The 15529-nt window shown below is 50.7% G+C and carries 12 protein-coding genes and 1 other annotated feature; of the genes, 10 read left to right on the forward strand and 2 right to left on the reverse strand.

Features of this window, described 5'->3' with window-relative positions; translation table 11 throughout:
- The first annotated feature begins 5 nt into the window (after window positions 1-5).
- The 3 genes from KQJ23_RS18350 to leuA all read left to right on the forward strand — a co-directional run bounded on the left by KQJ23_RS18350 (window position 6) and on the right by leuA (window position 4228).
- On the forward strand, window positions 6-827 hold the full coding sequence (locus KQJ23_RS18350) for a sugar phosphate isomerase/epimerase family protein (RefSeq protein ID WP_216480361.1): 822 nt from the start codon (window positions 6-8) through the stop codon (window positions 825-827).
- A 77-nt stretch (window positions 828-904) separates the two neighbouring features.
- Window positions 905-2128: a Gfo/Idh/MocA family protein gene (locus KQJ23_RS18355; protein WP_216480362.1), complete on the forward strand. Its 1224-nt coding sequence runs from the start codon at window positions 905-907 to the stop codon at window positions 2126-2128.
- Between the two features lie 71 nt (window positions 2129-2199).
- Window positions 2200-2472, forward strand: a binding site (T-box leader).
- A 79-nt stretch (window positions 2473-2551) separates the two neighbouring features.
- Window positions 2552-4228, forward strand: coding sequence for a 2-isopropylmalate synthase (gene leuA, locus KQJ23_RS18360; protein WP_216480363.1), 1677 nt, complete (start codon window positions 2552-2554; stop codon window positions 4226-4228).
- Here leuA and KQJ23_RS18365 read toward each other — a convergent pair.
- Window positions 4195-5052, reverse strand: a complete 858-nt coding sequence (locus KQJ23_RS18365) for an SDR family NAD(P)-dependent oxidoreductase (RefSeq protein ID WP_216480399.1) — start codon at window positions 5050-5052, stop codon at window positions 4195-4197. The two genes, leuA and KQJ23_RS18365, sit on opposite strands and share 34 nt — an antisense overlap.
- Before the next feature lie 173 nt (window positions 5053-5225).
- On the opposite strand from KQJ23_RS18365, the gene KQJ23_RS18370 reads away from it, so the two are divergent.
- Complete coding sequence (locus tag KQJ23_RS18370; RefSeq protein WP_216480400.1) at window positions 5226-5687, forward strand: MerR family transcriptional regulator; 462 nt, start codon at window positions 5226-5228, stop codon at window positions 5685-5687.
- An 84-nt stretch (window positions 5688-5771) separates the two neighbouring features.
- Here KQJ23_RS18370 and KQJ23_RS18375 read toward each other — a convergent pair whose 3' ends face one another.
- On the reverse strand, window positions 5772-6629 hold the full coding sequence (locus tag KQJ23_RS18375) for an AraC family transcriptional regulator (protein ID WP_216480364.1): 858 nt from the start codon (window positions 6627-6629) through the stop codon (window positions 5772-5774).
- Between the two features lie 306 nt (window positions 6630-6935).
- Between KQJ23_RS18375 and KQJ23_RS18380 the strand changes: the two genes are divergently transcribed.
- From KQJ23_RS18380 to KQJ23_RS18405, 6 genes are all read left to right on the forward strand, one after another.
- Complete coding sequence (locus KQJ23_RS18380) at window positions 6936-8681, forward strand: cache domain-containing sensor histidine kinase (protein WP_216480365.1); 1746 nt, start codon at window positions 6936-6938, stop codon at window positions 8679-8681.
- Complete coding sequence (locus KQJ23_RS18385; RefSeq protein ID WP_216480366.1) at window positions 8678-10258, forward strand: response regulator transcription factor; 1581 nt, start codon at window positions 8678-8680, stop codon at window positions 10256-10258. Before KQJ23_RS18380 ends, KQJ23_RS18385 begins: the two co-directional genes overlap by 4 nt.
- A gap of 147 nt (window positions 10259-10405) precedes the next feature.
- A complete protein-coding gene (locus KQJ23_RS18390; RefSeq protein WP_216480367.1) occupies window positions 10406-12004 on the forward strand; it encodes an extracellular solute-binding protein in 1599 nt (532 codons plus the stop codon).
- Between the two features lie 72 nt (window positions 12005-12076).
- Window positions 12077-13036, forward strand: a complete 960-nt coding sequence (locus KQJ23_RS18395) for an ABC transporter permease (RefSeq protein WP_216480368.1) — start codon at window positions 12077-12079, stop codon at window positions 13034-13036.
- 15 nt (window positions 13037-13051) lie between these two features.
- Entirely contained in the window at window positions 13052-13951 is a 900-nt protein-coding gene (locus KQJ23_RS18400; protein WP_216480369.1) for a carbohydrate ABC transporter permease, read from the forward strand.
- 27 nt (window positions 13952-13978) lie between these two features.
- Complete coding sequence (locus tag KQJ23_RS18405) at window positions 13979-15505, forward strand: sulfatase family protein (protein ID WP_216480370.1); 1527 nt, start codon at window positions 13979-13981, stop codon at window positions 15503-15505.
- Window positions 15506-15529: the final 24 nt, after the last annotated feature.

Below are 15529 nucleotides of genomic sequence, written 5' to 3' on the forward strand. Positions count from 1 at the left end.
TTACCATGGAACCGCTTCGTTCCATAGATAGACTCAGCTTGAATCAGATTACGACCGATCGGTTGAATATGAGTGAGGCCGTGGAAGCCTGCGTACGTGCCGAAGTGCCCTGGATCGCCCTGTGGCGGCATAAGGTGGCCGAAGCCGGCTTGGCCGAGAGCAAGCGGCTTGTGCGTGACGCAGGCCTGCGCGTTTCCAGCCTGTGCCGCGGCGGTTATTTTCCGGCGGCCACCGCAGCTGAGCGCAAAGAACGGATGGACGACAACCGCCGCGCCGTCGAGGAGGCCGCCGAGCTCGGCACCGATGTGCTCGTGCTCGTATGCGGGCCGGCGCCGGACCGGGACATCGATTTTGCCCGCAAGACCGTCGAAGAGGCCATCGCAGAGCTTGCCCCGTTCGCCCGCTCGCACGGAGTCAAGCTTGGCATCGAGCCGTTGCATCCGATGTACGCCGCTGAACGGTCCGTTATTAATACGCTGGCGCAAGCCAACACGCTTGCGGAGCAGCACGACCCCCAGGACGTCGGTGTCGTTGTGGACGCGTTCCACGTCTGGTGGGATCCCGATCTGTATGTGCAAATTGAGCGGGCCAGAGGACGGATACTCGGGTTCCACGTCTCCGATTGGGTCGTGCCGGTCCCTGACCTGCTGATGGGCCGGGGGATGATGGGGGACGGGGTTATCGAGCTGCGCCGGATGCGCCATGCCGTTGAGGCGGCCGGTTACGCAGGAGCGATTGAAGTGGAAATCTTCAACCGGCAAGTATGGGATATGCCGGGAGATGAGGCGCTTGCACTCATTAAGGAACGTTATTTGCAGCACGTTTAATAGTTCATGTATTTGCCTTGGCGAGCGGGGAGATCGATACCTGGCTTGTCAAGGCATCAGCTATGGAGGGATGGAAAGTGAAGATTTGTCGCGTTGCGCTGATTGGAATCGGAGGATTTGGCGTTGAGCATGTGAATATAATGCAGAAGCTGTCCGAAGAGGGCAGGCTGCAGGTTGTTGCTTTTACAGAACCGAATGTTGATGCCCACCAGGAGTCTTATGGCAAGCTGACTGCACTCGGAGCCATCCATTATACGGATTATGTGCAGATGCTTACACTTCATCCGGACGTCGATTTCGTGGCGATCGTCACGCCGATTGCCACCCATAAGCCGATGTGCATCCAGGCGATGCGCATGGGCTTTCACGTTCTGGTGGAGAAGCCTCCGGCGATCACGATTCAAGACCTGGACGAGATGATCGCCGTGCAGCGCGAGACCGGGCGCTTGTGTCAGGTGAACTTCCAGAATACGTCGGGTCAGGCGTTCCGGGCACTACTAGAGAGACTCGGCTCCGGCGCATTAGGTCAGGTGGAGCATGTGGTTGGAGTCGGCATGTGGAAACGGTCTCGTGCGTACTATGACCGAACCCGCTGGGCGGGCAAGCTGGTCAGCGACGGCCGATATGTGCTGGATGGGACATTCAACAATCCCTTCGCCCATTTGCTGCATAATTGCTTACTGGCGGCCGGAGTCGAAGGTGCACCGGGCTTGCATCCGCAATCGGTGCAGGCCGAGCTCTACCATGTCAACGATATCGAAGGAGACGACGTCTCTTGTATTCGCGCCGTTATGGCTAATGGCGTAGACGTCCATTTTTATGCAATGCTCTGCTCTGAAGGAAGTGGAGAGCCATTCATTACCGTAAATGGAACGCAAGGGAAGGCATATTGGGATTACGAGAACAAGTTGACTATTCACACACGGGATGGTGAAGAGGAGCTGGCGTTTGGCCCGGTTGACTTGATCCGCAACATGTATGTGAACCTGATGGAAGCGATCGAGAGCCCGGGGAAGCCGCTCTTTTCGCCACTGGAGGCGTGCCGAAGCTTCGTATTGGTCTCTAATGGCAGTTATGAGTCGGCTCGTGCCGTTCATGCCATTTCCGGCCAATTCGTGACCGAGCGGCAGGCTGGTGAGTCTACGGTACGCTTGCTGCCGGGCTTGTCCGAGAAGATGGGGGACGTGGCGGCAAGGCGGCAGCTGTACAGCGAATACCCGTTTCCATGGGCAACGTCGACCCTTCCGTTCCGGATGGCGGGCTACAGCCGATTCGAGCTGCCTGTTGACATGCGCAAATAATATCCGACCGGTGGAAAATCAGATTTCACTTGACACTATCATGTCGGTGAGATAGCATAAATTCAAATCATTCAAATACGTTGAGAAGGAATAGTACGGTTTTCCAAACGAACAGAGAGCTGTTGGATGGTGTGAAACAGCCGTGTAGAAAATCGGAACTCGCCTTGGAGTTGCCCGCTGAACCCTAAAAGTGTAAGTGTGAAGTAAGCGGAGCCGGAGCCTGGCCGTTATCATCAGGAGGATGCCTGGTTTGTTCTGCAATCCCGCATCCGTAGAGGGCATGCCGTTGATGGCATGAATTCGGAGTGGTACCGCGTAAGATGTCAAAGTCTTTCGTCTCTGTCAGTGGAGATGAAAGGCTTTTTTTGCTCTTTCGGTCTTTGGCAGGTCAGCACAGTAAATCGATGAAGGGAAGGATTATCTATGAAGAATGTTGAGAAGTACGCCAGAGGATATTTTATGCCGCCGGAGACAAGCTTGAAATGGACTCAGAAGGAGTATATGACAGAGGCGCCGACATGGTGCAGCGTAGACCTTCGTGATGGAAACCAAGCCCTAATCGTCCCGATGAATTTGGAGGAGAAGCTGGAGTACTTTCGAATGCTTGTAGAAATCGGATTCAAGGAGATCGAGGTCGGTTTTCCCGCTGCATCGGAGACGGAGTTTGTCTTTTTGCGCACTTTGATCGAGCAGGAATTGATCCCGGACGACGTAACGATCCAGGTGCTGACCCAATCAAGAGAGCATATTATCCGCAAAACATTTGAAGCGCTGAAGGGCGCGAAAAAAGCCGTAGTGCATTTGTACAACTCAACGTCCGTGGCTCAGCGGGAACAGGTATTCCGTAAATCCAAGCAGGAAATTATCGATATCGCTGTGGAGGGAGCCAAGCTGCTCCAGCGGTGCGCAGAGGAAACGGAGGGGAATTTCCAATTCCAGTATTCGCCGGAAAGCTTCACAGGGACGGAAATTGATTTTGCGCTGGAAGTCTGCAACAGCGTGCTGGGCGTATGGCGGCCGACGGCGGACAATCCGGTCATCATCAATCTTCCTGCAACCGTATCGATGTCGATGCCTCACGTCTATGCCAGCCAGATCGAGTATATGAGCGAGCATCTGAATTTCCGGGAGCATGTAATTTTGTCGCTTCATCCGCATAATGACAGGGGAACGGGCGTGGCGGATGCGGAGCTGGGGGTGCTGGCCGGAGCACAGCGCGTCGAAGGCACTTTGTTCGGGAACGGGGAAAGAACAGGGAACGTCGACATTGTAACGTTGGCTCTGAACCTGTACTCGCATGGGATAGATCCGAAGCTGAATTTCGAGAACATTCCGGCGATCATCTCTGTTTACGAGCGACTGACCAAGATGAGAGTAAGCGAACGGCATCCTTACGGAGGCGAACTGGTATTCACCGCTTTCTCCGGTTCGCATCAGGACGCGATTGCCAAGGGCATGAAATGGCGCGAGGAAAAGGCTCCCGGGACTTGGTCGGTTCCATATCTGTTGATTGATCCAAAAGACATCGGCAGAGAGTATGAAGGCGATATTATCCGCATTAACAGCCAGTCCGGCAAAGGCGGGATCGGATACGTGCTGCAGCTGAAGTATGGACTCGATCTGCCGGCGAAAATGCGCGAAAACTTCGGCTATTTCGTCAAAAACGTATCCGATCATCGGCAAAAGGAATTAATGCCGGATGAAATCTATGATATTTTCCAGAAGGAATATGTGAATATACAAACGCCTGTCGAGTTTATCAAATACCGCTCTACAGACCATGAGGATTTTCAAACCATCGTCACGATACGGACCGGCAATGAAGTGAAGGAAATTGAAGGCGCCGGAAACGGAAGACTCGATGCGATCAGCAATGCGCTGCAAACCAGTCTTAGTATAAGCTACACCGATTTGATCTATAAAGAGCATGCCCTTGAAACGGGCTCTAAATCACAAGCGGTGTCTTATATCGGGATTACGGCTTCGGACGGCAGCTTATATTGGGGTTGCGGTATTGACGTTGATATTATGATCTCATCTGTAAAAGCCCTGTTTAGTGCAGTGAATCAGTTTATCCGTATTAAAAATTCATCTTCATAAATCCACCGGATCCTTTGCAACACATTCTGCGACTGGTTACTAAATTTTAATTTTGAAACCTGACCTTTCACCAAGTATACGCCGGTTTTATTCTGGTGGTCTCCGAGAGCCCCTTCATACAGCTTGCCGGCACCGTGAGCAGGCGGCGGAAAAAATAACTGCATCAGAGCTTTAACCACAAGGGGGATTCCAGACGGTTTCCCCTTTCTTAGCGTGTTGTTGCCGCCAGGGTCAACGCTGCGGATCATGATCTCCTCCTTGGCAAGCTGAGGCGCGATGGCTTGAGTCCACAGTGAAAGAGCCAGCTTTGAAGTGGCGTAAGGACCGATCAGTTTACGGAACGTTTTGGGACGCTCCAGAATTTCCATCGAAAATGCCTTGGTAAAATGAAACGCGGTAGACGAGGTGTTAATCACCGTTTTCAATTCCCCTTTTTTTAGCAACCCCTTCATTTCCATCAGAATAATGTACGGAACAACCGTCAGCAGCTCATAATGCATCTCCCGCCCCTGCTTCGAATAGCTTAGTTGAGAAAAGGAACCCCCTGCATTATTGAATAAAATATCGATTCGCTGCTCCTTGCTTTTTATCTCTTCCAAGGTATGTCTCAAGCTGACATAATCCGAAAGATCCTCCGTTTTATAAATTCGAAGCGATCCGCTGTGAACCGCATTTTGGAGGTTCTGATCGTCCTCTGGAAAGCCGGAACGGTTCAGAGCAACCACCTGCCAGTTCTCGGACAGTAGTCTTCGAGTTAATTCCAAACCGATCCCGGCACTTGCGCCGGTAATCAATGCAACGTGTTCACTTGGGCTCTTCATCATCATGTGTCTCCTCCTTATAGCGGCATATTTGCTCCAGTCATGCACACTCTACAACTTGAAGTCGACTCCAAGTCAAGGGACCAGAATCATGTTTTCTCCAAGGAGAAGGGCTTGACTTGGAGTAAGCTCCAAGATGTATAATGCACAAAAAACAATCGCCGGGAGAGAATGAGATGAAGGATGAACAGACCTTTACGATAAAACAGACCGCGGAGCATACGGGAATGACCGAGGATACGATCCGTTATTATGAAAAGATCGCATTGCTCCCTCGAGCGGAGCGGAAGGACAACGGGCATCGTATCTATCGTCAGGAGGACGTCGAGACCATTCAATTGTTAGGCTGCCTCAAAAAGACGGGAATGCCACTAGAAGAAATGCGCCCCTTTTTGGCGGTGTCCAAAGATAGCGATCCCGCCGATTACCCTGAGTTGGTTGAGCTTTTAAGAAGCCATAGAGAAAATATTGCTGCACAAATCAACTCTCTGCAGCAGGTCGTAGATTTTATCGATATGAAGTTGAAGGAGGGGAAATACCGGCGGGATTGCTCGGTTGAAGGTCTTGAAGGTAATAGCGAGGGAGAAGTGAAGACCAAGACCTCCTCGCCTGCGGAGATGAGTTATTTTCGCAAGTAATGGGGCTTATACTGGAGAAAAGCGACAGTAGCACCTTGAAGAAAGTGGTATCCGTATCGTTAGATATGAGACAAAACTTTAAGGTTATCCCTCAGCGCTGCCATAATAACGATTCCGGTATTCGGTAGCCGAAACGGACTCGCATGTTCGAAATACTCTGCTGAAGTGATTCAGTGTCTGAAAGCCGGAAAGCCTCGCAATTTCTTTCAACGAATAAGATGTGTTAACGAGCAGTTCCTTCGCACGCTGCAGACGAAGTTGACGCAAATATTCTGATGGGGACATACCCATCGTTTTACGAAAAAGAAGACGAAGATGACTTTCGCTGAGGTAAAGATATTCTGCTAACTCATGCAATGCAAGACTTCTGTCCAGATTAGCCTGCATGTAGGCGCACAGCCGGCGTATTCTGGGGTCAATTTCTTGCGGCTTATCGACTATGTAGCACCTCATCATTTCCAGGAACCGGGTAAACCAGGTATGGAACGATGCGTTTACGCCAAGCAGCGCGATCGTTTCGTCGGTATCGACCCTGCTGACGATGAGTTGAGGCTGATTCAGGGCATGGAGCATTGTGATCACTTCCAGCGATTGAGCCAGCAGCTTTGCGCTTAGCATGGAGATTTCCTGAAATGCGGATGAATCCTCAATCCTTGTAATTAAAGGAAGATGGTACAGTTCCACGAAATTCAGCGAACCGATTTTAATATCGCAGCCGATCGAATAGTAATGAAACGGGGCGTCTGTTGGATCGCCTGAACATACGATTCTGGGCGTTTGCGGGGGGATGACGACGACATCCCCTTCCTGAACCTTATGGATGTCGCCATCTACCTCGATCATTCTCGTACCTTCCAGGACGATCCATATAATCGTTGTAGGATAACTTGCCCGGGAAAACTCCGTTTCGGTGTGCACTACATTTTTGATGATCCATGCCATTCGAAAATTAAAATCCTCAACAAATCTGATTCTACTAAGAACGGCCATCTTTATTCGCCCCTTTTTCTTCCGCTCCAATATAGTCGATTATGCATAATAGTTAATCGAATGATCAATAATTCCTCATGCTACTATTTACATAGTAACACACTCATTCAACATTAAATTGATAGCGTTTACATGGGCAAGTGGACAGGAATATTGTATGAAACATCGGTATATCAGAAAATACGATAAGCCACTTTTCCGAATGAGCAATCGGGAGGTGGCTTTTCGTGCTCAATGAGGATAATGAGGGGGAGAAATATGCGCACGATCCAGGGAAAGATGTTCATGTCCTTCAGCATCATGATCTGTCTGGGGATTATTCCGATTTCCTATAGCACATATCAAAATACTTCAAGCGTTATCGAAGAGAATGCAACGACATTTATATCTGACAGCATCCGCAGGGCAGATGAGAATTTGCGATCCACGATGGAGGAGGCTGATCAAGTCGCCAAGGTAATCGTAACGCGGGATATGGTTGCCCAAAGTCTGCTTAGCGATACAGCTGCACCGACCTATGAATGGTTTCAGGAAAAGAAGCTTGTGGAAGATTACATCGCTTCTATGGCGGCCTACAAGTCTTATATTGAGCGGATTTCCATTATCGGTTATAACGGTAAGCTGATGCAGAACGGCTTTTCAAGGATCCATCAGATGAAGCTGCAAAATCTGCTCGAGAATAGGGAGCTGCAGGATAACCGAAGACATGTGCTATTTGACGGATCTACGGAAAACTCCATGCTTCTTGTTCGCCCCTTGATGGCGGGAGGGAGAAGCATCGGACTTTGCGTGATCGAATTTCACCCTGACTTTATGGCGAGGGTCTTCAATATCCAGCCGCTGAAGGGCATTCTGATCGGCGTTGTGGACAACAGGGGCAAGGTGATTTACCACAGCGGTTCGAACGACAGTGAAAATCATGACCTATTCTCTTTGTTGGAGAACAGGAGTGTAGAGAGCGGGACCGAGCCTGCAGGAAGGCTAAAAAAGATAGATGGCAAGACCTTCTTAACCGTAGAGATCGCATCCGACCTTACCGGCTGGACCACCATCGGCATGGTTCCTACCAAAGAACTGCTTCGCGAGGTGAAGCAGATTCGAAAGCATTTTATCCTGATTACTTTGCTGGTTCTGCTGGCTGTTCATATCATTTCTATTCTGCTGTCAAAGCAAATTACAAAAAATCTGAAGCGGCTGCATAACACAATGAAAAGGGTCCGGGGAGGCCAATTAAAAGCGAGGCCGCATATCGATACCGAGGATGAGGTGGGGCAGCTAAGTGCCATGTTCTCCTCCATGATGACGCATGTGCAGGAACTGATGGAAGAGACGGAAGAGCGGGGAAGACAAAAGCGAGAAGCCGAGTATAGAGCGCTACAATCCCAGATTAATCCTCATTTTCTCTACAATACGCTGAATACGATCAATTATTTGGCCAAGCTTCAACAGGTCCCCAATATTGCCGAAATATCCGCCTCCTTGGTGGAGCTTATGCGATTCGCTGTTGACCAGAAGCGGGACGTGATTCCGATCCGGGAAGAACTGGAACTGTTGAAACGGTATCTGAGCATTCAAAGATACCGTTTTACGGATCAAATCGTCGTAAGCATCGACGCGGAGGAACAAATCATGGATTGTTTGGTTCCGAAATTCGTGCTTCAGCCGATTGTGGAGAATGCCCTTCTGCACGGATTCGGCTTATCACAGGAGCGGGAAGGAAGAGTTACCGTCAAATGCTATTGCCGGACGGACTCGGAAATTTCCATTGACGTAACCGACAACGGAACGGGAATGACGGAGGAGCGGATCGAGGCTATTCTCCGTCCCGAATTCGAGCCGAGTGAGCGGGACCGGACCGGTGTAGGCATACGAAACGTAAAGGATCGCATTCGTTTGACCTTCGGCGAAGACTACGGATTATCGATCTATAGTGTGCCGGAAATGATGACGACGGTAGAACTGAGACTGCCGCAAACCAAGAAGAGGGGCGGAGAGGGAGCATGAACTGGAAAATTGCCTTCATTGATGATGAGCCCTTGGTTAGAAACCACCTGCGATCCCTTCTGGCATGGGAGGAAACGGGATTCGTCGTATGCGGAGAAGCGGGAGACGGACAGCAAGGGATGGAATTGGTAAAGTCACAGCAGCCGGATGTAGTGATTGTCGATATGAGCATGCCAGGAATGAACGGTTTAGAACTAACCCGGCAATTGTCAGAAGCTTATCCCCGATTGAAGATCATCGTTCTAAGCAGCTATGACTCCTTCGAATATGTTCGAGGTTCTCTTAGCTACGGGGCGGTCGATTATCTATTAAAGCATCAGCTTAACCCCGGGACACTGGGATCTGTAATCGGAAAAGTCCGCAAGCAGCTGGAAGAAAGGGTAACCCAGCTGCGGGCAAAGGAGATGGCCGATATCGCGTTGGCAAGATCGGTTCTTCGCGATCATTTGTTAGGCGCAGAGCCAAACCTGCAGCCGTTGGAGCATTATTTTTCGGAAAGCGACCCCGGCAAGGCGCCTCCACGCTTTGTTCTTATGTTTGTCCAGCTTGCTCACTACGAAGTATTGACGGCGCGATTGAAGGAACAGGAATTAAATGCGTATCTTCGGTCGGTAGCGGACCTGTGCGATCAAGCGACAGGGGGATATCCCTTAAGCTGTACCGTGGATATGGATCGCGGACGTTGGATCATGCTGATTTCCAGCGGGCACGAACGCAGTGAACATGCGCTGGCCCAATCGGTTCTTGCAAAGGCAGCCCGATTGGAAGCCTCCCTGAAAATATATATGAATCTGGCGGCCACTATTCTGACCAGCCCGTTCTTCCCTTCACTGGAGCAGAGCTGTGAAGCTTACCACAAGCTGGCCCGGCGAGCGGAAGGACAGGTGCTTCAGCCTGCGCGTGGGGGGCAAGTAGCCAAGGCGCCGTATGTAACCATTGGGCAAGAAAAGAGGATATTGGCCGCAATGGAAGCAATGGACGGAGAAGAAGCTTCAGCAATTATTAAGGAAATTATGTCCGTTGAGCAGCAGGGAGGTGCCAACCATCTGGAACGAATGGCCGGAGAATTGGTGCAGATCGCTGCAAAAGTTGCACGCAAGGCAGACATTCCGGCCGACTGGGTAGCGAAGGAGCTTTCAGTCTTCCAGCATCCGGGACTAACGAGAGACCGCGTGCAAGCCGTGGTTTGCACTATTTATGCAAGGCTCGCACAGGAACTGTATAGTATGAATCTTCCTTCCGGCCAATCCCGTCATGTTAGACAAGCTATGCAGATTATTGCCAGCCGGTATCGGGAGGGAGTTACGCTCGAAGAAACCGCGGAGAGACTGGCAATTACCCCCTCGTATTTAAGCCGGCTCGTGAAGGAAGAGACGGGGCGCACATTTACGGAGCTGCTTACGGAGCAGCGAATCGAACGGAGCAAGCAGCTTTTGCGAGAAGGAGATACGCCGCTCAAGGAGCTTCACCTCAAACTCGGATTTAGCAGCAACAGCTATTTTATCCGCGTATTCAAGGAAGCGACCGGGGAGACACCTTCAACTTATGCGCAACGAATGAAGAGAAAGGCTAAATAACAAGGCTGCAAAAATTTAATACGAAAGTATAAAAAAGTGAAACATTATCACATTTCTGTCCGGCCTATAATCAGATCAAGCTCCTGAATGAAAGCCTTTACATAGGAGCGATAGAATCAAAAACCTAGAAAAGGGGATGGAACATTGGTGAGTGTAAAGCTTAGGAATCGAATGATTATGCTGGTAGCTGCTGTACTCGCGGTTACAGTGCTGGCCTCTGCCTGCGGCAATGCGAAAGACGGGGCGAACGCAGGTCAGGCAAGTACGGGTGAGACATCCAATCTTACCGAGTCGGGCTTTCCGATCGTGAAGGAGCCTGTCACCTTAAAGGTATTCGGTTGTAAGGACGCCAACCATGCGGAATGGGGAGATGTTCTGATCTTTAAGGAATACGAGAAAATGACCAATGTCAAGCTGCAATTCGACGAGCTGCCAACGGGACAAGGCTGCGATGAGAAGCGGAATCTTCTCTTTGCCGCCAATGAGCTGCCGGACATCTTTCTGCGGGCGAACCTGAGCAATACGGATATTGCCCACTATGGCCAACAGGAGCAAATGCTGATTCCTCTGGAGGACTTGATCGATGCGCATGCGCCGAATCTGAAAAGTATTTTCGAGCAATACCCAGAGGTGAAATCAACCGTGACGGCTGCGGACGGTCATATTTATTCCCTGCCAAGCATACGTCTGGCCAGCTCGGGAAGATCGGAAAAAATCTGGATCAACAAGGAATGGCTTGCCAAGCTTAATTTGAAAGCACCTGCGAGCATAGATGAACTGTTCACCGTGCTCCGGGCGTTCCGCGACAACGATCCGAATGGTAATGGGAAGAAGGACGAGATTCCGCTAGGGCTCCGGGATATCGGAATGGTGTATTCCACCTTCTCGGGGTCTTTCGGATTAGAGCAGCAAATGGGCTACCAAATCAATATCAAGGATGACCAGGTAAACATATGGCTGACCGATGACCGCTTCAAGGAGCTCCTGCAATTCCTCAATCAACTGTACAGCGAGAAGCTGTTGTGGCAGGACTTCTATGCGGGAGATATACCGAACTGGAGAAGCAATTTGTCCCAAGCCTTGATCGGTATGTTCTTCATTCAGGCCTCCGATCCGTTTCTGCAAGTGGAGGATCAATTCACCGGCATGAATCCGATCATAGGTCCTCACGGAGATCAGATCTATTCGGCAACGGGTCCAATTGCCGCACCAATAGGAACATTCGCTATTTCCAGAGTGAACAAGAATCCGGAGGCTGCGATTCGTTGGGTTGATTATTTCTACAGCGAAGAGGGCTCGAAGTTCTTCCAATATGGGGTAGAGGGCGAGACCTATACGATGAAGGACGGCCAGCCGGTCATTAATGATTCGATCAAAAATGACTCCCGCGGCTTTATGGCGGCGCTGGGCGAAGTGAATCTGGTGCCGGGCGGCAGCTTCCCTCACGTCGTCACGAATACCTATGGCAACATTGTCGAGAACGAGAAGGTGCTGGAGGTCAACGAGTTCATAAAAGACTACTTGCCTGAGACCGTATACGGCCCTCCGATCTTCGATAAAGGGACCTCTGACCGAATCATCCCGATTAAAGCGGATATCGATAAATACGTGAGAGAGTCGGTCGCAAAGTTCATCATCGGCGAGATCGGCTTCGACAAGTGGGATGAATATGTGGCTACCTTGAACAAGATGAAGATCGGCGAGTTGGAGAAGGCGTATCAGGACGCATACGACGCCAAGAAATAATGAAGGCTTGCCGGGGGCGGCGGATATGATGCCGCCCTTGGCGCCTGCGATGCGATAAGGAGTGTGAAAGTCATGCAGGCCGAAGCTGCAAAAACGACCGCATCAAGAGGTATCTATCGGACGCCAAAGCATATTCTGTGGAAACGGATGGTAGTCCGGTACCAGCTTTACTTGATGTTACTGGTCCCTATTGTTTGGTACATTTTGTTTAAATATGTTCCGATGTACGGCATTACCATCGCCTTCAAGAATTTCTCCGCAACCAAAGGAATTCTGGGCAGCCCATGGGTAGGCTGGGAGCATTTCGAACGGTTCTTCTCTTCCGTTTATTTTGGAGAGCTGCTGTGGAACACGCTCTCGTTGAGCCTGCTTCAGTTGTTGATCGGCTTTCCGGTCCCCATTCTGCTAGCCTTGCTAGTCAATGAGATTCGCGCCAAGTGGCTCCAGAAGCTGCTGCAAAATGCATCCTATATTCCTCATTTTCTTTCGATTATTGTACTGGTCGGGATGCTGCATATTTTTCTTGATCCGGATACGGGAAAAGTCAATCAAATCATGACTGCCCTGGGGATGGAGTCTATCAACTTCATGCATAAGGCGGACTGGTTTCAAACGATCTTCGTAACCTCCGGGATCTGGCAGCATATGGGCTGGGGTTCCATCATCTATCTTGCGGCGCTCAGCGGCATTGACCCTACCTTGTACGAAGCGGCAAAAATCGACGGGGCCACCAGGCTGCAACGAGTCATGCATGTATCGATTCCGGGGATCATGTCTACCGTCATTATATTATTCATTCTCCAGATCGGTCAGTTGATGGATGTCGGCTTTGAAAAAGCACTTCTGATGCAAAATCCGCTCAATGCCAGCAGAAGCGATATCTTGCCGACTTTTGTATACAAAAACGGTATTCAGGGCGGTCAGTTCAGTTACACGGCGGCAGCGGGCTTGTTTAATGCCGTGATCGACTTTACCCTCCTCGTGACGGTGAATTGGTTTGCCCGTAAAAAGACCGGATCAAGTCTGTGGTAGAGAGGAGAGAAGAGAATGGCAGAAACGAAAAGAATCAGGATCAGATCCAGGGATGACCAGCTCTTCGATGCCGCTGTATACACCATCACTGCCGTGCTGCTGATCTTGGTAGGCTACCCCTTGCTGTTCGTAGTCAGCGCTTCGTTCAGCAATCCGATTGACGTTGTGGAAGGCCGGGTCTGGCTGCTGCCGCAGGGCTTTACCTTGGAGCCCTACAGATTGGTATTCGAAAATGAGAAGATATGGAAGGGATACGGAAATACCATCTTCTATGCGGTAGCAGGCACGCTTATTAATATTGTATTGACCGTGCTGGCGGCTTATCCGCTTTCTCGCAAGGATCTGCCGGGTCAACAATATCTTATGTTCTTTGTTACGTTTACTATGTTTTTCAGCGGAGGACTGATTCCGACTTATCTTTTAGTTAAAGGCCTGGGCATCAACAATACAATCTGGGCCATGCTGATCCCGGGGGCTATTGCAACCTATAACCTCATCGTGATGCGGAGCTTCTTTCAGAATAGCATTCCTTACGAACTGCAAGAGTCCGCATGGCTGGACGGCTGCTCCTTTTTCCGGCTGCTCTGGAGTGTCATTCTGCCTTTATCCAAGCCGATTCTGGCGGTCATGGTGCTCTTCTACGGCGTAGGACATTGGAATGCCTATTTTAACGCACTGATCTATTTGAAGGATTCGGATTTATATCCGCTGCAGCTGATATTGCGTGAAATCCTGATCCTGAATCAGGATGATATGGCAGGCGGCGATGCTGCCGGCATGACCGAGCGCGTCATGATGGCGGAGAGCATCAAGTATTCCGTCATTATCATCTCGAGCGTTCCTGTACTGATGCTTTATCCGTTCATTCAACGTTATTTTGTCAAAGGCGTCATGATCGGTTCAATTAAGGGCTGATGATCTAAAAGGAAGGGGAATTTTGATATGCAGAAGAGACCGAATCTGCTTCTGATCCAGACTGACCAGCAATCCGCGGAAACGCTTCGACTCTACGGCAATCCCGTATTGGAGACTCCGGCTCTTGAAGCTCTGGCTGAACGCGGGGTTGTCTTTGAACAAGCCTTCTGCAATTATCCGGCCTGTTCTCCGTCGAGATCTTCGATGTTTACAGGAAGGTATGCCTCCACGATCGGGATTCAGGCGAATCATATGATGATTAATCCGGCTGAGGTAACCTTGCCGCAATTGCTCAAGGAGCAAGGATATCAGACGGCGATTATCGGTAAGAACCATGCCTTTATGGAAAACACTGAAACCTACTATCCTGGCGTAGTGACGGATCCCGAAAAAGCCAGCACCCTCCGGCAAGTGTTTGATTACATCAGGCTGGCGGATCATGGGCATCTGGTTGACGGCCACAGGGATGATCCCGAAACCAAGGCGGCGCATGAGTGGTCCCATACTTGCTGGGTGAGCCCGCTCGGTCATGGAACCAATCCTGCCCGTCCGGAAAAGTGCGGAACCCATCTTCTCGGAGAGACCATGATCGATTACCTTGAACATCAGCGCGATCCGGAGAAGCCGTTCTTCACTTGGCTGTCTTTCCCTGATCCGCACACGCCGTATCAAGCGCCAGAGCCTTATGCCAGCATGTTCGATCCCGCGACCGTACCGCTTCCGCCGAAAGATAACCTGGAAGAGAAGCCGGAGCGGCAGCGGGTGGCTTATCTGATGGACGCAATGGATACGGCGGATGACGACCTGATTCGCCAGGTAAGGGCGATCCATTACGGCATGATCCGCTTTATCGACGATACGCTTGCCCGTGTGTTCGCCAAGATGGATGAGCTTGGTCTGACGGATAATACCGTCGTCGTCTTTACTTCCGACCATGGCGATTCCATGGGCGCCCATGGGCTGATCCAGAAGCATAACATGTTCTACGACTCCTTTACCCGTGTGCCGTTCATCGTTGCTGCGCCGGGCTATCAAGGAACTGCGCGAACGGACCATCCGGTCGAGCTGATTGATCTGATGCCGACCTTCCTGGATATGGCCGGGATTCCGATCCCGCCGGGTGCCCAGGGACGAAGCCTGGCTCCCTATCTGAGAGGCCAGAATTACGTGCCGCGTGAATACGTGGTTATCGAGAGCGGCGAGGAAGGAGAGCCTCTGCGCATCTCCGACATCACCGTCCGTCCGGAGCATCCGTTCGATGACCGCTGCTTCGTCTGGTGCGCCTACCGCGATGCCTGGATCGGAAAAGGAAAGTGCATCCGCACGCTGGAGTGGAAGCTGAACATTTATGCAAGCGGTGAGGGAGAGCTTTATGATCTGAAGAAGGATCCGGACGAGTTGGAGAACCGCTTTGATGATCCGGCTTGTGCGGACATCCGTTCCGGGCTTGAGCGCAAGCTGCTGTACTGGACGATGGATAAGGAAGACCGTCTTCCACTCAATACAACGGTGAAGCTGAATTATGCCGAAGTGAAAGCAAAGCATGCAGAATAACTTTTCCATTTCGGTGAGCCATTG

It is taken from the genome of Paenibacillus brevis, from assembly GCF_018919145.1.
In the GTDB taxonomy this organism is placed as follows: domain Bacteria; phylum Bacillota; class Bacilli; order Paenibacillales; family Paenibacillaceae; genus Fontibacillus; species Fontibacillus brevis.

Excerpts from the sequence above, each read along its gene's own strand:
- KQJ23_RS18400 (WP_216480369.1), top strand. The coding sequence starts at position 13,052 with ATGGCAGAAACGAAAAGAATCAGGATCAGATCCAGGGATGACCAGCTC.
- KQJ23_RS18365 (WP_216480399.1), bottom strand. The coding sequence starts at position 5,052 with ATGATGAAGAGCCCAAGTGAACACGTTGCATTGATTACCGGCGCAAGT.
- KQJ23_RS18405 (WP_216480370.1), top strand. The coding sequence starts at position 13,979 with ATGCAGAAGAGACCGAATCTGCTTCTGATCCAGACTGACCAGCAATCC.
- KQJ23_RS18385 (WP_216480366.1), top strand. The coding sequence starts at position 8,678 with ATGAACTGGAAAATTGCCTTCATTGATGATGAGCCCTTGGTTAGAAAC.
- KQJ23_RS18350 (WP_216480361.1), top strand. The coding sequence starts at position 6 with ATGGAACCGCTTCGTTCCATAGATAGACTCAGCTTGAATCAGATTACG.
- KQJ23_RS18370 (WP_216480400.1), top strand. The coding sequence starts at position 5,226 with ATGAAGGATGAACAGACCTTTACGATAAAACAGACCGCGGAGCATACG.
- KQJ23_RS18380 (WP_216480365.1), top strand. The coding sequence starts at position 6,936 with ATGCGCACGATCCAGGGAAAGATGTTCATGTCCTTCAGCATCATGATC.
- leuA (WP_216480363.1), top strand. The coding sequence starts at position 2,552 with ATGAAGAATGTTGAGAAGTACGCCAGAGGATATTTTATGCCGCCGGAG.
- KQJ23_RS18375 (WP_216480364.1), bottom strand. The coding sequence starts at position 6,629 with ATGGCATGGATCATCAAAAATGTAGTGCACACCGAAACGGAGTTTTCC.
- KQJ23_RS18395 (WP_216480368.1), top strand. The coding sequence starts at position 12,077 with ATGCAGGCCGAAGCTGCAAAAACGACCGCATCAAGAGGTATCTATCGG.